At 74.8% G+C, this 13,867-nt stretch carries 13 protein-coding genes, 1 pseudogene and 1 riboswitch; of the genes and pseudogenes, 5 read left to right on the top strand and 9 right to left on the bottom strand.

From position 1 onward, the window contains the following. Window positions 1-136 precede the first annotated feature (136 nt). Window positions 137-477 (bottom strand): annotated as a pseudogene (locus AC07A6_RS27155) (SAM-dependent methyltransferase); the annotation flags it as partial. A gap of 87 nt (window positions 478-564) precedes the next feature. Next, a riboswitch (ZMP/ZTP riboswitch) is annotated at window positions 565-667 on the top strand. A 74-nt stretch (window positions 668-741) separates the two neighbouring features. Between AC07A6_RS27155 and AC07A6_RS27160 the strand changes: the two are divergent. Both AC07A6_RS27160 and AC07A6_RS27165 read left to right on the top strand, forming a co-directional pair. Next, complete coding sequence (locus AC07A6_RS27160; RefSeq protein ID WP_125603269.1) at window positions 742-1,587, top strand: bifunctional 5,10-methylenetetrahydrofolate dehydrogenase/5,10-methenyltetrahydrofolate cyclohydrolase; 846 nt, start codon at window positions 742-744, stop codon at window positions 1,585-1,587. Window positions 1,588-1,647: 60 nt separating this feature from the next. Next, complete coding sequence (locus AC07A6_RS27165) at window positions 1,648-2,907, top strand: NADH:flavin oxidoreductase/NADH oxidase family protein (RefSeq protein ID WP_478778888.1); 1,260 nt, start codon at window positions 1,648-1,650, stop codon at window positions 2,905-2,907. Between the two features lie 6 nt (window positions 2,908-2,913). Here the strand turns inward: AC07A6_RS27165 and AC07A6_RS27170 are convergent, their stop codons facing one another. Further along, window positions 2,914-3,792 carry a DUF6545 domain-containing protein gene (locus AC07A6_RS27170; protein ID WP_478778889.1) on the bottom strand — a complete coding sequence of 293 codons (879 nt, stop codon included), beginning with the start codon at window positions 3,790-3,792 and terminating at the stop codon, window positions 2,914-2,916. A 59-nt stretch (window positions 3,793-3,851) separates the two neighbouring features. Between AC07A6_RS27170 and AC07A6_RS27175 the strand changes: the two genes are divergently transcribed. Next, window positions 3,852-4,085 (top strand): hypothetical protein, encoded by a 234-nt coding sequence (locus tag AC07A6_RS27175; protein ID WP_478778890.1) that lies wholly within the window; start codon window positions 3,852-3,854, stop codon window positions 4,083-4,085. A gap of 98 nt (window positions 4,086-4,183) precedes the next feature. Here AC07A6_RS27175 and AC07A6_RS27180 read toward each other — a convergent pair whose 3' ends face one another. Further along, complete coding sequence (locus AC07A6_RS27180; protein ID WP_362466869.1) at window positions 4,184-4,747, bottom strand: toxin-antitoxin system, toxin component; 564 nt, start codon at window positions 4,745-4,747, stop codon at window positions 4,184-4,186. Window positions 4,748-5,126: 379 nt separating this feature from the next. On the opposite strand from AC07A6_RS27180, the gene AC07A6_RS27185 reads away from it, so the two are divergent. Beyond that, a complete protein-coding gene (locus tag AC07A6_RS27185) occupies window positions 5,127-5,558 on the top strand; it encodes a hypothetical protein (RefSeq protein ID WP_478778891.1) in 432 nt (143 codons plus the stop codon). On the opposite strand, the gene AC07A6_RS27190 is transcribed toward AC07A6_RS27185, so the two are convergent. Continuing rightward, window positions 5,544-6,359, bottom strand: coding sequence for a helix-turn-helix domain-containing protein (locus AC07A6_RS27190; RefSeq protein ID WP_478778892.1), 816 nt, complete (start codon window positions 6,357-6,359; stop codon window positions 5,544-5,546). The genes AC07A6_RS27185 and AC07A6_RS27190 overlap by 15 nt on opposite strands. Before the next feature lie 34 nt (window positions 6,360-6,393). Then, window positions 6,394-8,232 carry a hydroxysqualene dehydroxylase gene (locus tag AC07A6_RS27195; protein WP_478778893.1) on the bottom strand — a complete coding sequence of 613 codons (1,839 nt, stop codon included), beginning with the start codon at window positions 8,230-8,232 and terminating at the stop codon, window positions 6,394-6,396. A 198-nt stretch (window positions 8,233-8,430) separates the two neighbouring features. Here AC07A6_RS27195 and AC07A6_RS27200 point away from each other — a divergent pair, with 198 nt between their 5' ends. Next, window positions 8,431-8,736 (top strand): 4a-hydroxytetrahydrobiopterin dehydratase, encoded by a 306-nt coding sequence (locus AC07A6_RS27200; protein WP_362466861.1) that lies wholly within the window; start codon window positions 8,431-8,433, stop codon window positions 8,734-8,736. Window positions 8,737-8,755: 19 nt separating this feature from the next. Here the strand turns inward: AC07A6_RS27200 and AC07A6_RS27205 are convergent, their stop codons facing one another. From AC07A6_RS27205 to AC07A6_RS27220, 4 genes are all read right to left on the bottom strand, one after another. After that, on the bottom strand, window positions 8,756-9,181 hold the full coding sequence (locus AC07A6_RS27205; protein ID WP_362466860.1) for an RICIN domain-containing protein: 426 nt from the start codon (window positions 9,179-9,181) through the stop codon (window positions 8,756-8,758). 7 nt (window positions 9,182-9,188) lie between these two features. Then, the gene (locus tag AC07A6_RS27210; protein ID WP_478778894.1) at window positions 9,189-10,031 is read right to left on the bottom strand and encodes an aldo/keto reductase; all 843 of its coding nucleotides are present in this window, start codon (window positions 10,029-10,031) and stop codon (window positions 9,189-9,191) included. A gap of 166 nt (window positions 10,032-10,197) precedes the next feature. Further along, window positions 10,198-10,965 (bottom strand): ABC transporter ATP-binding protein, encoded by a 768-nt coding sequence (locus tag AC07A6_RS27215; protein WP_478778895.1) that lies wholly within the window; start codon window positions 10,963-10,965, stop codon window positions 10,198-10,200. After that, window positions 10,962-13,862, bottom strand: coding sequence for an ABC transporter permease subunit (locus AC07A6_RS27220; protein ID WP_478778896.1), 2,901 nt, complete (start codon window positions 13,860-13,862; stop codon window positions 10,962-10,964). The genes AC07A6_RS27215 and AC07A6_RS27220 overlap by 4 nt, the downstream gene beginning before the upstream one ends. Window positions 13,863-13,867: the final 5 nt, after the last annotated feature.

A 13,867-nucleotide genomic window follows, 5' to 3' on the forward strand; every position in this document is an offset into this window, starting at 1 on the left:
CTGTATTCCGGGGCCGCGCGAGGACACCTGTCGGTTCATCGCCCGCCCGAGTCGATTCGTTACGCGCTGAATTGAGTGACCTGCGCCACGCTGTGGCCGTGCAACCGATCCGGCGTGGATCCGTCCGCACCCCGGGTCACTCCTTCTTGCGGGCCTCGATCAGGAAACGGGCGGTGTGCGCGACGAAGGGACCCTCGCGCTCGATCCGTTCGTGGAGCTCGCGCAGCCGCTCCCGGTAGTGGCCGACCGTGAAGCCGGGAACCATCCAGATCACCTTCCTCAGGAAGTAGATCACGGCACCGATGTCGTGGAACTCCGTACGCAGCCTCCCCCGGACTCCGTCCGGGGGGACCCCCAGGAGCGCAGATCGGTGATCTCCAGTCCGGCCCGCCCGGCGTCGGCGACCGCGTCGTCGGGGTGGCGGGCCCGCCGGACCTCCTCCGGTTGCGGGCCGAGGAAGTACTCGACGAGCTCGAAGGCGACGAGATGGACGAAAGTGCGCGTCATGTCTCGATCGTCCCAGTTCGGGCCCCGGTCATCCACCGGATACGTCGACTACAGTGGGCCCCGGGCCGTGACTGGCGTTCGGGTGGATCACCACCGGGGAGCGGCCCGGCGTACACCTCCACGGTACGTACGTCGTCTGCCGCGCGCCTGGGCGAACCGCGATCAGCGAACCGCGATCCGCAGCGACGTTCAGGAGACCCCGTGACGACTGCCCCCACCGCCACCGCCCAGCTCATGGACGGCACCGCCCTCGCCCGCCGCGTGTCTGAGCGGACCGCCGCCCTCGCGGCGAAGATCACCGAGCGCACCGGCACCGCGCCCTGCCTCGCCACCGTCCTCGTCGGCGAGGACCCCGCTTCCGTGACCTACGTCAAGATGAAGCAGAACCGCTGCGCCAAGGCCGGGATCACCTCCCGCCACGTGGAGCTGCCGGCCGAGACCACCACCGAGGAGCTCGTCGCCGCGATCACCGCCCTCTCCGAGGACCCCGAGATCAGCGGCATCCTGCTCCAGCACCCCGTCCCGCACCACATCGACGAGCGCGCCGCCTTCGAGGCCATCGCCCCCGGCAAGGACGTCGACGGCGTCACCATGCACTCCTTCGCCGCCATGGGCTTCGGCCTGCCCGGCTTCGTCTCCTGCACCCCCGGCGGCATCATGCGCCTGCTGGAGGAGTACGACGTGGACCTCACCGGCAAGCACGCCGTCGTCGTCGGCCGCAGCGCGATCCTGGGCAAGCCCGCCGGGATGCTGCTGCTGGAGAAGAACGCCACCGTCACCTACTGCCACTCCCGCACCCAGGACCTGCCCTCGATCGTCCGCCAGGCGGACGTCCTGGTCGCCGCCGTCGGCAAGGCCGAGTTCATCCGGGGCGAGGACATCAAGCCCGGCGCGGTCGTCCTGGACGCCGGCTACAACGAGGGCAACGTCGGCGACGTCCACTTCGAGTCGGCCGCCGCCCGCGCCTCCCTCATCACCCCGGTGCCCGGCGGCGTCGGCCCGATGACCATCGCGGTCCTGCTGGAGCAGACCGTCCAGGCCGCCGCGGCCCAGGCCGGACTGGACCTCGCGGAGCTCTGAGGCGATCATCTTGTGGCGCGGCCCCGCGTGACGGCCGCGCCACAAGCTTGGGGGACTCGGATGGACCTGTTCACACCGCTCGGCCTGCCGGGAGGCACCACCCTTCCCAACCGTCTCGCCAAGGCCGCCATGGAGGAGAGCTTCGCCGCCCAGCCCGGCCAGCTCCCCGACGCGCGCATGGAACGGCTGTACGCCCGCTGGGCGCGCGGCGGCGCGGGACTGGTCATCACCGGCAACGTGATGGTCGACCGGCGCGCCCTGACCTCCCCGGGCACCGTCGTCCTCGACGAACACTCCCCGCTGGAGCCCTTCCGCCGCTGGGCCGCCGCCGCGACCTCCGGCGACGCCCGGGTCTGGATGCAGATCAACCACCCCGGCCGCCAGGTCGGCTCCGACATGCCCGGCACCGCCTGGGCACCCTCCGCCGTCCCCATCAGCCTCGGCAAGCACACCAAGCGCTTCGCCCACCCCACCGCCATGACCGGGGCGGACATAGAGGCGACGATCGCCCGCTTCGCCCTCACCGCCGACCGGGCCGAGGAAGCGGGCTTCCACGGCGTGCAGGTCCACGCCGCGCACGGCTACCTGCTCAGCCAGTTCCTCTCCCCGCTCGTCAACCGGCGCACCGACCGCTGGGGCGGCAGCCTGGACAACCGCGTACGGATGCTCACCGACACCGTCGCCGCCGTCCGGGCCCGGGTCTCGGCCGGCTTCGCGATCGGCGTGAAGCTGAACGCCGCCGACTTCCAGCGCGGCGGCTTCGACAGCGAGGAGGCCGCCCAGGTCATCAAGGCCCTCGACGGCCTCGGCGTGGACCTGGTCGAGCTGTCCGGCGGCACCGTCGAGAGCCCCGCCAGCATGGGCCACACCACCGACCAGCGGACCCTGGAGCGGGAGGCCTACTTCCTCTCCCTCGCGGAGCGCCTGCTGGAGACCGCGACCGTGCCGCTGATGCTGACCGGCGGCATCACCCGCCGGGCCACCGCCGAGAAGGCCCTGGCCCGCGGCGTCGCCGTCGTCGGGATGGCCTCCGCCCTGGCCCTGCACCCCGACCTGCCCGAGCGCTGGCGCGCCGGCGAGGACGTACGGGTGGACGTGCCCCGGCTCGGCTGGCGGGACCGGAGCCTGGCAGCCGCCGGCACGCTGGCCCTCGTACGCTTCCAGCTGGACCGGCTCGCCCAGGGCCTGGAACCCCGCAGCCGCGTCTCACCGCGCTGGATCTTCACCGCCGACAGCCTCCGGCACCGCCGCAGGGTCCGCGCGTACGGCGCCTGGCTCGCCCGCGAGCCGTCCTCCGATACCCGCGGGACGGCTTCCTAGGGCCCCCTACGCGGCCTCCCGGCCGACCGGCAGGCCCCGGCGGGCCGCCTCCACGATCGGCGAGCCGCGGAACTCCCGGGCGAGCGCGGCCAGCGGCTGGCCGTCGAGGCGGTACGGGGCGGGTTCCGCGGAGCCCGCGCCCGGGGCGCCCGACCGTTCGGCCGCCGCCCGCGCCCGGCAGGCGGCGGCGAGCATGGCCGCGTCCGCCACCACGGCCGCGCCCGCCTCGGTCAGGCCCTGGCGGCGGGCGGCCCCGTACGCGGCCGTCCGCACGGCGGGGTCGAACCAGCTCGCCAGGGCCAGCAGCCCGTCGTCGATCACCGACTCGCGGTGGATCAGCCGGATCCCGACCGGCGACCACCAGGTCAGCGGCACCGTCGCCACCCCGGCGTGGGCGAACCCGTGCAGGGCCTTCCACAGCGGGCGCAGCCTCCGGTACTGGCTGAAGTCCCGCCAGGCCGCCGAGCCGCCGACCATCGGGACGATGAACCCGGTGCCCACCAGCAGCGCCGCCGCCGAGGCGAGCGGCGGGGCCACGTACGTGGACAGGCCGTCCCAGTCGCGGCCCGCCCAGCGCGCTCCGACCGCCGCCCACTTCGCGACGAGGTACCCGAGGTCCAGCACCCCGCCGAGGGTCAGCAGCGCCAGCCCGGTGCGCAGCGGCCGCAGCGCGGGGTCGACGCGCAGCATCCACTTCAGCGAGAGCAGGCTCAGCGCGGCGCTGCCGACGGTGTGCGCCAGCAGGTAGGAGACGATCATCTCGCGCAGCCACGGCGTGTTCGCGTAGTACGTGTCCAGGTCCCGCAGCCGCTCCACGCGCGCGTCCCCGAGCACGAAGAAGGCCACGATCAGCACGGTCACCGCGCCGAACACCGCCACCGTCACCCAGGTCGCCCGCCGCAGCGCCGCCGCCGGACCCCCCCGCCCAGTGCAGGATCAGCACGATGGAGGCCCCCGAGAAGGCCGTCAGCACGCCGTACACCAGCGGGGCGGCGAAGTTGGCGACCCCGGTGAGCCGGTTGACCGCCGCGAGGGACGGCGGGGGCGCCAGGAAGGTGAGCAGGCAGCCGACCACCAGCAGCGCGCACACGGCCCGCATCAGCGGCTGGTCCCAGCCCCGCCGCAGGGCGGGCGCCTTGATCAGCAGGGCCAGCACCAGCACCGAACCCGCCAGGTAGAGCGGCAGGCCGTCCTTCACCGCGCACGGCCGGGGGTGTGGTCGAGCTGGAGCGGGGCGCAGGTGGGGGGCATCGTGCGGTGCTTTCTGTCGGGGCGGTCAGCGGTTCCAGCCGAGCGAGGACTTGATGCGCTCGGTCCCGTCCGGGGAGGGCTCCTGCGGGGGCGGGGGCAGGAACGCCTTCAGCACCTTGCCGAGGTGCAGGCCGAAGGTCTCGGCCCGGATCTCCGCCGGATCCTCCCGGTCGGCGCGGGCGGCCGCCTGACGGACCACCGAGTCCAGGGCCGAGTCCTGCCGCAGCAGGTCCGCGAGGCTGCCGTACGGGCCCGTCAGCCGGGCGGCCACCGCCATGCCGGGGCCGTGGCCGTCGCAGGCGCCCTCCTCGATGTGCCACAGCTCGTGGCAGGCGATCACCAGCTGGTGCTCGGGCCGGGTGCGGGCCTCCACCACGACCAGGTCGCGCTCCTCCAGCTCCAGCCACAGCCCGCTGGCGGTCTCCGGCGGGAACGGGGCGAAGCGGAACTCCACCGGCCGCCCGCCGCGCCGGCGCCCGAACGCCGCGCACAGCCCCTCGATGATCGCCTCGGCCCCGGCCGGTGCCGTCAGCCGCGCCTCCGCCACCAGCTCGGCGCCGAGCTTCCGCATGGTCCGTGTGGTCCTCATGGCGCTTCCCCCTCGGCGGTAAGGTCCGGGCGCGCGGCCCGCGGCTCGGGCCCGGCCCCGCCGGCACCACGGCGCGGCGGCCCCGGCCCCGCCGGGACCGGCTCGGGCGCGGCCCGCACCGGAGGGTTCTCCGTGTCTCGACAGGGCGTTCGGGTCGGTGGCTCGGTGCTGCGAAGCCTATCCGCCACCCCCGCCCCCAACCACCGCATCCCCCACACTGCCCCCGCCCCCGCCCCGCCGTGACGGCCATGACCCCGGAGGTAATCGACCCCGCGCGGGGGCCGGCGGCAGAGTGGGGGCATCGGGTTCCGGGGCCGCGCACTCGGCTCCGGGACCCGTCCCCACCAGCACGAACGACCCCGATGGAGGCTGAACCGCCATGTCCGCGACCCTGCTCGGCAGCATCGCCCGCACCACCGCCCCGCAGACGATGCTGCGCCGCTTCCTCGCCCTCGACGCGGTGGTCACCACCGGCAACGGCCTCGCCTACGCGGCCTTCTCCGCACCGCTCGGCCGGCTCCTCGGCGTCGGCCAGACCACCCTCTTCGAACTCGGCCTCTTCCTCACCGCCTTCGGCGCCGGAGTCGGCTGGCTGGCCTCGCGCCGGCGCCCGCCGGTCTTCCCGGTGAAGTTCGTCATCGAGGCCAACTACGCGTGGGCCGCACTCAGTCTGGTCTCCCTCGCCGTCTGGTTCGAGCCGACCACGGCCGGCACGGTGTGGATCCCGGCGCAGGCCCTCACCGTGGCCGGTTTCGCGCTCCTCCAGCAGCTGGCGCTGCGCTCGGCCGGCGAGGGCTCAGGGGCCCAGTGAGCGCAGGTACTTCACCGTCGCCGGGTCGGCCGGGAGGAAGGTCTCGATGGCCAGCTCGGCGACGGTCACGTCCATCGGCGTGTTGAAGGTCGCGATCGACGACACGAAGGACAGCAGGTGCCCGTCGTGCTCGATCACCATCGGGAGCGCGATGTACGGGACCGGCTCGTCCGGTTCGGCGTCGCCCGGACGCTCCGGCACCGGGTAGGCCGACACCTCCTCGTACAGTGCGCGCAGCGGCGCGGAGCGGGCCAGCGCGATCTGCCGCTCCATCTGCGCCAGCAGGTGCCCGCGCCACTCCCGCAGGTTGCGGATCCGCGGGGCGAGGCCCTCCGGGTGCAGGGTGATCCGCATCGCGTTCAGCGGCGGCGCCAGCAGGTGTTCCGGCAGCCCGTCCAGCAGCATCCCGATGCCCCGGTTGGCGGCCACCACGTCGTACACCGCGTCCACGACCAGCGCCGGGTAGGGCTCGTAGCCGGTCAGCAGCCGCTGCATGCCCTCGCGCAGCGTCTCCATGGCCGGGTCGTCCAGCGCGGTGTGCGCGTAGTGCGGGGCGTAACCCGCCGCGAGCAGCAGCGCGTTGCGCTCCCGCACCGGTACGTCGAGCCGGTCGGCGAGCCGCAGCACCATCTCCTCGCTCGGCCGGGACCGGCCGGTCTCGATGAAGCTGATGTGGCGGGACGAGGAGTCGGCGCGGCCCGCCAGCTCCAGCTGGCTGATTCCGCGCCGCTCCCGCCAGGCCCGGAGCAGGGCGCCGACCGTGGGCGCCGAGGAGGTCGTGGAGGAGGTCGTGGAGGTCATGGTCGCGACGGTAGTCGAGCGGAGCGCCCCCCGGTCAGCCCAGGTCGAAGACGTTCCGCAGGCCGAGACGGTAGCGCCACAGGTCGTGCCGCTTCGCCGGCTCCAGCCCCGGCGGCCGGTGGCGCGGGATCACCGCGCACCGCGCCGCCCCCGAACCGTCCCGGTCCAGCAGGGCGTTGACGGCCGCACGGGCCGAGGCGTTCGCGCCCTCCATCGTCGCGAGGTCGATGTCGACGGCCACGTAGTCCCCGCTGAGGAAGAAGTTGGGGACGCGGGTGCCCGCGCTCGGCCGGTCGTGGAAGGTGCCGGTCGGGTGGATCAGCAACTCGTCCTGGTTGACGGGCTCCGGGGTGCCCAGGCCGTCCACGCCCGGGTCCAGGAACCAGGAGTGCAGGGTGCGGTCGGCCAGCAGGGTCCGGCCGGTGTCGTTGAGCGAGGCCTTCAGCTGCGCCCACACCTCCCGTGCCACCTCCTCCCGGGTGCACTGCTTGGCCGTCTTCCCGTACAGGATCCCGGGCCTGTCCCACTCGGAGACGTCCACCGACAGGCAGTCCACGACCGTGCCGTCGCCGTAGTCGGCCGGGAAGTCCCGGGCCGGCCAGTGCTCGGCCTGCTGGATCGCCGTCAACGACCACGGCGAGTCGATGCAGTTGAGGTGCCCGTGCACCAGCGGGGCGCGCTCCGTCAGATAGAACTGGATGCCCGTCATCCAGTCCGTCCGCAGCCGGTCGCAGCGCCCCAGCATGGGGTCCGCGGCCCGCAGCGCCGGGCTCCAGGTGCGCCGGGCGTGCTCCACGGGCAGGGCGCTGACGTAGTGGTCGGCCGTGACGGTCTGCCGCGCCCCGTCCGGGTCCAGGAGCACGGCCCCGCTCACGCGGCCGTCCCCGTACCGCACCTCCTGGACGGTCCAGCCGATCCTGAACTCCACGCCGAGGGACCGCAGGTGGCGCTCCCACGGGTCGATCCACGCCTCGTTGGTCGGCAGGTTGAGGATGCGGTCCGGCGGGCCGTCCGCGCCCTGCCCGAGCGCGTTGCAGACGAAGGCCTCCCCGAGGGTGCCGACCGTACGGGTCGAGGCCTCCTCGGCCTTGGTGGCCACGATGTTGCGGGTGATGCCCACGGCCAGGATGCGCTGGTACTCGGTGGACATTCGCGCGGCCCGGGTGAACTCCCACCAGGGGGTGCGCTCCCACACCTCGTCGCGGCGCTCGTCGCAGCTGGTCAGGAAGACCAGCACCCGGTTGACGAAGTACGCGGTCTCGTGCGCGGGCAGCCGGACCAGTGACTCCAGCATCCCGGTCAGGGCGCGCCGCAGCTCCTCCGGTGTCAGCCCGGCGGGGGAGTGGCCGGGCCAGGGGATGGGGGCGCGCAGGTCCTCGCGGCCGCCCGCCCGGGCGAACATCATCTCCGGCGGGGCCACCAGGTTGTCCCACACGCCGTTCGCGTTGCCGGGGAACGGGATGCGGCGCATGGTGTCCGGGAGGTTGTGGTAGATCCCCGGGATGAAGCGGAACCCGTGCTCGGCCGGCAGCGGTCTGCGGCCGCCGCGGGCGCTGCCGGGCACGTCCATGCTGCGGGCCTTTCCGCCCAGCGCGCGGCGTTCGTACACGGTGACGGCGTAGCCGCGCTCCGCGAGCTCGTGCGCGGCCGTCAGCCCGGCCACCCCGCCGCCCAGGACGGCGACGGAGCGCCCCGCCCGGGCCGGCGGGCCCACGGCGGCCGCGGCGGGCCCCGCGAGGGCGCCCAGGGCCGGGAGGGTGCCCGCGGCGGCCGCCGCGCCCGCGATGAACCCGCGCCTGGAGCTTCCGGGGGTCCCCGCGGCCGCCGTGCCGTCCGCGCCCGCCGTGCCGTCCGTGTCGCCCGTACCGGCCATGCGCCGCCTCCTTGTTACCGGTGGTAATGCTCGGTCCGGCGCTGGAGCATAGGGCGGGCGGCGGGGGCCCGGAAGCGCCGTGAAGCACCCGGGCGCACTATGGCGGGAAAGGTTCACCACGGCGCGCGCCGTGGAAAACTGACAGCACATCACGGGATGACGGGATGACGGGCACGACCACGGGGAAGGAGACAGCGGATGCCGAGCGACCCGCTTTCGCAGAAGGAGATCGAGGACCGCCTCCGGGAACTCCCCGGCTGGACCTTCGACGACGACCGCATCGAGCGCACGTACCGGGTGGCCACGCACCGGGCCGCGAGCGCCCTGGTCTCCCACATCTGCGTGGTCCAGGACGAACTGAACCACCACTCCGAGCTCACCCTCGGCTACAACACCGTCCGCCTCTCGGTGAACAGCCACGACGCGGGCGGCGTCGTCACCGAGAAGGACTTCGAACTCGCCGAACGCGTCGAGAACCTGGCCCCCGCCCACGGCGCGGCCTGACAGGGCCGCGCGGGCAGCGTCAGACGGGCTCCAGCCGCCACCACTGGGAGGGCGAGTCGGTGTCCTCGCCCTGCCGGACCCGGCCCTCGCCGTCGGCCTCCAGCGGCAGCCCGCTGATGCACGCCACCAGCGACACCACCCCCGGATCGTCCAGGTGCCGTTCCACCAGCCACTCCTGCGCGCCGAAGGCGTTGGCCCGCCACACCTGCACCCGGGCCCCGCTCTCGGTCGAGGCGTTCGCCACGTCCAGGCGCCGCCCGTTGTCCTCGCTCACCACGTGGAAGACCCCGCCCCCGCTGTGCACGGCGCAGACCCGCCACCGCCGGGCCGCCGCCGGAGCGGGCGGCCCGTCGGGGCCGACCCGCACCCGGGAAGCGCCCTCCAGCTGGAGCACGAGCCCGCTGTCCACGTTGCGGATCCGGTAGGTACCGTCCTCGAAGTTCATCCGCGGCTCAGATGTCGAAGACGGCCGGATCCGGCCCGATCCGGTGCCCGCCCGCGCCCAGCGCGTCCAGCGCCGCCAGGTCCTCGGCGTCCAGCTCGAAACCGAACACGTCCAGGTTCTCGCGGATCCGGGACGGGGTCACCGACTTCGGGATCACCACGTTCCCCAGCTGGAGGTGCCAGCGCAGCACCACCTGCGCGGCGCTGCGGCCGTGCTTGGCGGCGACCGACACCACCGCCGGCAGCCCGAGCAGCTCCTTGCCCTGGCCCAGCGGCGACCAGGCCTCGGTGGCGATGCCCAGCGAGGCGTGCAGCGCGCGCAGCCCGGCCTGCGGGAACAGCGGGTGCAGCTCGATCTGGTTCACCGCAGGAACAAGCGGGCTCACCTCGCGCAGCCGCTCCAGGTCCTCCGGACGGAAGTTGGACACCCCCACCGCCCGCGCCCGGCCGCTCGCCGCGATCTCCTCGAACGTCTTCCAGATGGTCAGGAAGTCGTCGCGCATCGGACGCGGCCAGTGGATCAGGTACAGGTCGACGTGGTCCAGGCGCAGCTTGCCGAGCGAGTCGTCGAAGGCGCGCAGCGTCTCGTCCCGGCCCCACCGCTGCTTCGAGCTGTTCCACAGCTTGGTGGTGACGAACAGCTCCTCGCGCGGGATCCCGGACGCGGCGAGCGCCTTGCCGGTGCCGCGCTCGTTCCCGTAGACCGCCGCCGTGTCGACGCTGCGGTAGCCGGCCTCCAGCGCCGTCGAGACGGCCTTCTTCGCCTCGGAGTCCGGCACCTGCCAGACCCCGTAGCCGAGCTGGGGCATGGACGTGCCGTTGTTGAGCCGGACGGCGGGCACCTGGTTCACGTCTGGTTCGTTCCCTCGGGTCGGTGGAGCGGTACGGCCGCGCCGCGCGGGGTGCGGCGCACGGGGTGCGACAACCGGCCCCCCGCCCACCCTATTCCCGCCACCCGTCCGTACCCGGCCCCGCCACGGAATCGGCCCGGCACCACTACGGGGCGGCCCGCCACCACTACGCCGTCCCCAGGTACGCCTCCCGTACGCGCCGGTCCGCACGGACCTCGGCCGGGGTGCCCTCCGCGAGGACGCGACCCAGGTCCAGGACGACGACCCGGGTGCACAGGTCCATCACGAACGCCACGTCGTGCTCCACCAGCAGCACCGCGCAGCCCTCCTCCGCCGCCAGGCGCCGCACCACCCCCGCGAGCTGCTCCCGTTCCGGCGCCGACGTCCCCGACGCGGGCTCGTCGAGCAGCAGCACCCTCGGCGGGTCGGCCACCGCGCGGGCCAGTTCCACCATCCGGGCCTGCCCGACCGGCAGCCCGCCCGCGTACGAGGACCCGAGCGCGCCGATCCCGCAGTCCGCCAGCACCCGCCCGGCCCGCTCCCGGCGGGCCCGCTCCCGGGCCCGGCGGGCGGGCAGGGCCAGCAGGTCCGCGGCCGGGCCGCCCCCGCCGCCCCGCCACTCCTGCGCGACGAGCACGTTGTCGGCCACGCTCAGCTGCCCGAACAGCTGCTGCCGCTGGAAGGTGCGGCGCATCCCGTGCCGGGCCCGCCACACGGGGGAGCGGCGGGTGATGTCCGCCCCGTCGAGCAGGACCCGCCCCCGGTCGGGACGCCGGATCCCCGACAGCACGTCGAACAGGGTGGTCTTCCCGGCCCCGTTCGGCCCGATCAGCCCGCACACTTCCCCGGCCCCTACGCCGACGTCCACCCCGGCCAGCGCCCGGACCCCGCCGAATCCCACATCGATCCCGCTCGCGCGGAGCACGTCGCTCATGGCGCCATCCCCAGGTAGGCCTCGGTCAGCCGGTCCTGCTCCACCTCGGCCCGCGGGCCGCACCAGGAGACGCGGCCCCGGGCGAGGTAGGCCACCGTGTCGGCGATCCCGAGGACCTCGGCGGCCTTCTCCTCCACCAGCAGCAGCGCGCTGCCGGCATCGCGGAGCTCGGTCAGCAGCGCGAACACCTCCTCCACGACGCGCGGCGCGAGCCCGAGCGAGGGCTCGTCCGCGATCAGCACCGCCGGCGGGCGCTGGAGCAGCGGGGCGAGCGCGAGCATCTGCTGCTCCCCGCCCGACAGGGCCCCGGCGGCGACGGCGCGCCGCTCGCGCAGCCGGGGGAACCGGCCGTACACGGCGTCCCGTTCGCCGGGGTCCTCCAGGTACAGGGCCAGGTTCTCCTCGATGGTGAGCGCGGGGAAGATCCCGCGGCCCTCGGGGGCGAGCAGCACCCCGGCGCGCGAACGGCGTACGGGCCCGTCGCGGGTGGCGTCCCGCCCGGCCACGGCGACCGTCCCGCCCGTGGCCGGCAGCAGCCCGGCCGCGACCCGGCAGGCGGTGCTCTTCCCGGCGCCGTTGGGCCCGAGCACGGCCAGGATCTCCCCGCGCCGGACGGCGAGGTCCACGCCGTGCAGCACGGTCCCGCCGTCGTACCCGGCGATGACCCCGCGCAGTTCGAGGGCCGCCGCCGCCGCCGCCGTTGCTGCCGCTGCCGCCGCCCTGCCGGGCACCGCCGCACGCGGGTGCGGGACGGCCAGGTGGCGGCCCGTCGGCGCGGCGGGTCCGGGCCCGGCGGGGTCTTCTCCCGCCCCGCCCCTTCCCGCGGCACCGGTCAGCGGCTCCGCCACGGGCGCGGCTCCGTCACTCCCGCCACCGGCGGCAGGGGTCCCGGCTCCGCCTCTCGCGGACCGGGCAGCTCCGCCCTGGGCGGGCGCGGCCCCGGCGGCTCCGGCCCGGACCGGGGCGGCTCCCGGCCGGTTCCCCTTCCGCCCGGCCAGGGCAACGGCTCGGCGGACCGGGAGCGACGCGCAGTAGCCGTCCGGGTCGTTGGCCAGGGCCAGGCCGGCCAGGCCGAAGAGGATCACCGGGAGGTGGGCCGACTCCGTCACGTAGTCCGACAGCAGCCGCGGGGCCACCGCGAACACCAGCCCCGCCACCACCGCGTACGGCGCCCTCCGCACCCCGGCCGCGACCACCACCGCCAGCCACACCAGCCCCGTCATGGCGGTGAAGTCCGTGGCCGTGATCCGGGTGTTGTACGAGGCGTACAGCACGCCCCCGAAGCCGGCCAGCCCCGCCGACAGGGTGAACAGCAGCAGCTTCGTCCGCAGCACGGACACCCCGGAGGCCATCGCCGCCGCCGGGGCCGAGCGCACCGCGAGCATCGCCCGCCCCGACGGGGAGTTCCGCAGCGCGCCCAGGGCGGCCGCCACCAGCGAGACCAGGACCACCAGGGCCAGCCCGAACGCCCGGTCGTCGGACAGGTCCACCGGCCCGATCACCGGCCTCGGCACCGCCCAGCCCGCGTCCCCGCCGCGCAGCCACCGCATCTGGAACAGCACCTGGTCGGCGAGGAACGCCAGTGCCAGCGTGGCCAGCGCCAGCGAGCGCCCGCCCAGGCGCAGCGCGGGCAGCGCCACCAGCGCCCCGAGCGCGGCGGCCACACAGGTCCCCGCCGCCAGCGCCACCGCGAAGGGCCAGCCGCGGCTCATCAGCAGCCCCGCCACCAGCGCGGCCCCGGTGACGAAGGTGGCCTGCGCGAGCGAGACCATCGCGCCGAGCCCGGTGACCACCGTGAAGGACATGAACACCAGGCCGATGGCCAGCCCCTGGGCCAGCAGCCCGCTCCAGAAGGGGGTGGTGACGGTGTAGAACGCCGTGCCCAGCAGGACGGCGCCCGCCGCCCACACCCCCCACCGGCGGCCCCACGGGGCCCCGGCCAGGTGGTCGGGCGGCGGCGGCTCCACGGCCGTCACCCCGGCGGTCCGGGCCCGCCGGGTCAGCACCAGCAGCCCGCCGAACAGGATCAGGAACGGCACCGCCGTGCGGAACCCGGTGATCCCCTCGGCGAAGGAGGCGTACCCGGCGACGAGGTTCTGCACCACCCCGAGCCCCAGCCCGCCCGCGAAGGCCAGTGGTACGGAGGCGAACCGCCCGATCACGGCGGCCGTCGCCGACACGAACAGGAACAGGGTGAAGTCGTGCGCGGACAGCCCCAGCAGCGGGGTGGCCAGCACCCCGGCGAGCCCGGCCAGCGCGGAGGCGATCATCCACGCCACCGACGACAGCCGGTCGGCGCTGATCCCGCGCAGCTCGGTCAGCGAGCGGTTGTCGACGGCGGCCCGCAGCCGCAGCCCCAGCCGGGTGTGCCGCAGCAGCACCCACAGGGCGGCCGCGACCACCGCCGTCACCACCCAGGTGATCAGCTGGTCGGAGTCCACGCCGACGCCGTCCGCGAGCTGCCAGGACCGTGCGGGGCTCGGCCCGACACCGGGCAGCCCGAACTGGTTCTCGGCGGGCTTCAGCGGCAGGCCCGCCTCCGTCAGGACGTCCACCGCCCACAGTCCGGCCGCCGGCAGCGCCACCAGCAGACCGATGGTCGCCACGATCTGGGCGGTCTCCCCGACCCGCGCGAGCCGGCGGAACATCAGCCGGTCCAGCCCCCACCCGAGGCCGGGCGCGAGGACGCACACCACCAGCAGGGCGGCCGGGACGGCCGGCCAGCCCAGCCCGGAGTGCAGCTCGTAGAAGGTGAGCGCGCACAGGTAGGCGGTGGCCCCGTGCGCGAAGTTGAACAGCCCGGACGCCGAGTACGACAGCACCAGCCCGGTGGCGAGCAGTGCGTACAGGGCGCCGGAGACCAGGCCGCTCAGTACGAAGACGAGCAGGTCGCCCATGCCGG

The organism is Streptomyces sp. NPDC044002 (assembly GCF_056434525.1).

Excerpts from the sequence above, each read along its gene's own strand:
- AC07A6_RS27200 (WP_362466861.1), top strand. The coding sequence starts at position 8,431 with ATGCCGAGCGACCCGCTTTCGCAGAAGGAGATCGAGGACCGCCTCCGG.
- AC07A6_RS27205 (WP_362466860.1), bottom strand. The coding sequence starts at position 9,181 with ATGAACTTCGAGGACGGTACCTACCGGATCCGCAACGTGGACAGCGGG.
- AC07A6_RS27190 (WP_478778892.1), bottom strand. The coding sequence starts at position 6,359 with ATGACCTCCACGACCTCCTCCACGACCTCCTCGGCGCCCACGGTCGGC.
- AC07A6_RS27195 (WP_478778893.1), bottom strand. The coding sequence starts at position 8,232 with ATGGCCGGTACGGGCGACACGGACGGCACGGCGGGCGCGGACGGCACG.
- AC07A6_RS27185 (WP_478778891.1), top strand. The coding sequence starts at position 5,127 with ATGTCCGCGACCCTGCTCGGCAGCATCGCCCGCACCACCGCCCCGCAG.
- AC07A6_RS27220 (WP_478778896.1), bottom strand. The coding sequence starts at position 13,862 with ATGGGCGACCTGCTCGTCTTCGTACTGAGCGGCCTGGTCTCCGGCGCC.
- AC07A6_RS27160 (WP_125603269.1), top strand. The coding sequence starts at position 742 with ATGGACGGCACCGCCCTCGCCCGCCGCGTGTCTGAGCGGACCGCCGCC.
- AC07A6_RS27180 (WP_362466869.1), bottom strand. The coding sequence starts at position 4,747 with ATGAGGACCACACGGACCATGCGGAAGCTCGGCGCCGAGCTGGTGGCG.
- AC07A6_RS27215 (WP_478778895.1), bottom strand. The coding sequence starts at position 10,965 with ATGAGCGACGTGCTCCGCGCGAGCGGGATCGATGTGGGATTCGGCGGG.
- AC07A6_RS27165 (WP_478778888.1), top strand. The coding sequence starts at position 1,648 with ATGGACCTGTTCACACCGCTCGGCCTGCCGGGAGGCACCACCCTTCCC.
- AC07A6_RS27175 (WP_478778890.1), top strand. The coding sequence starts at position 3,852 with ATGGAGGCCCCCGAGAAGGCCGTCAGCACGCCGTACACCAGCGGGGCG.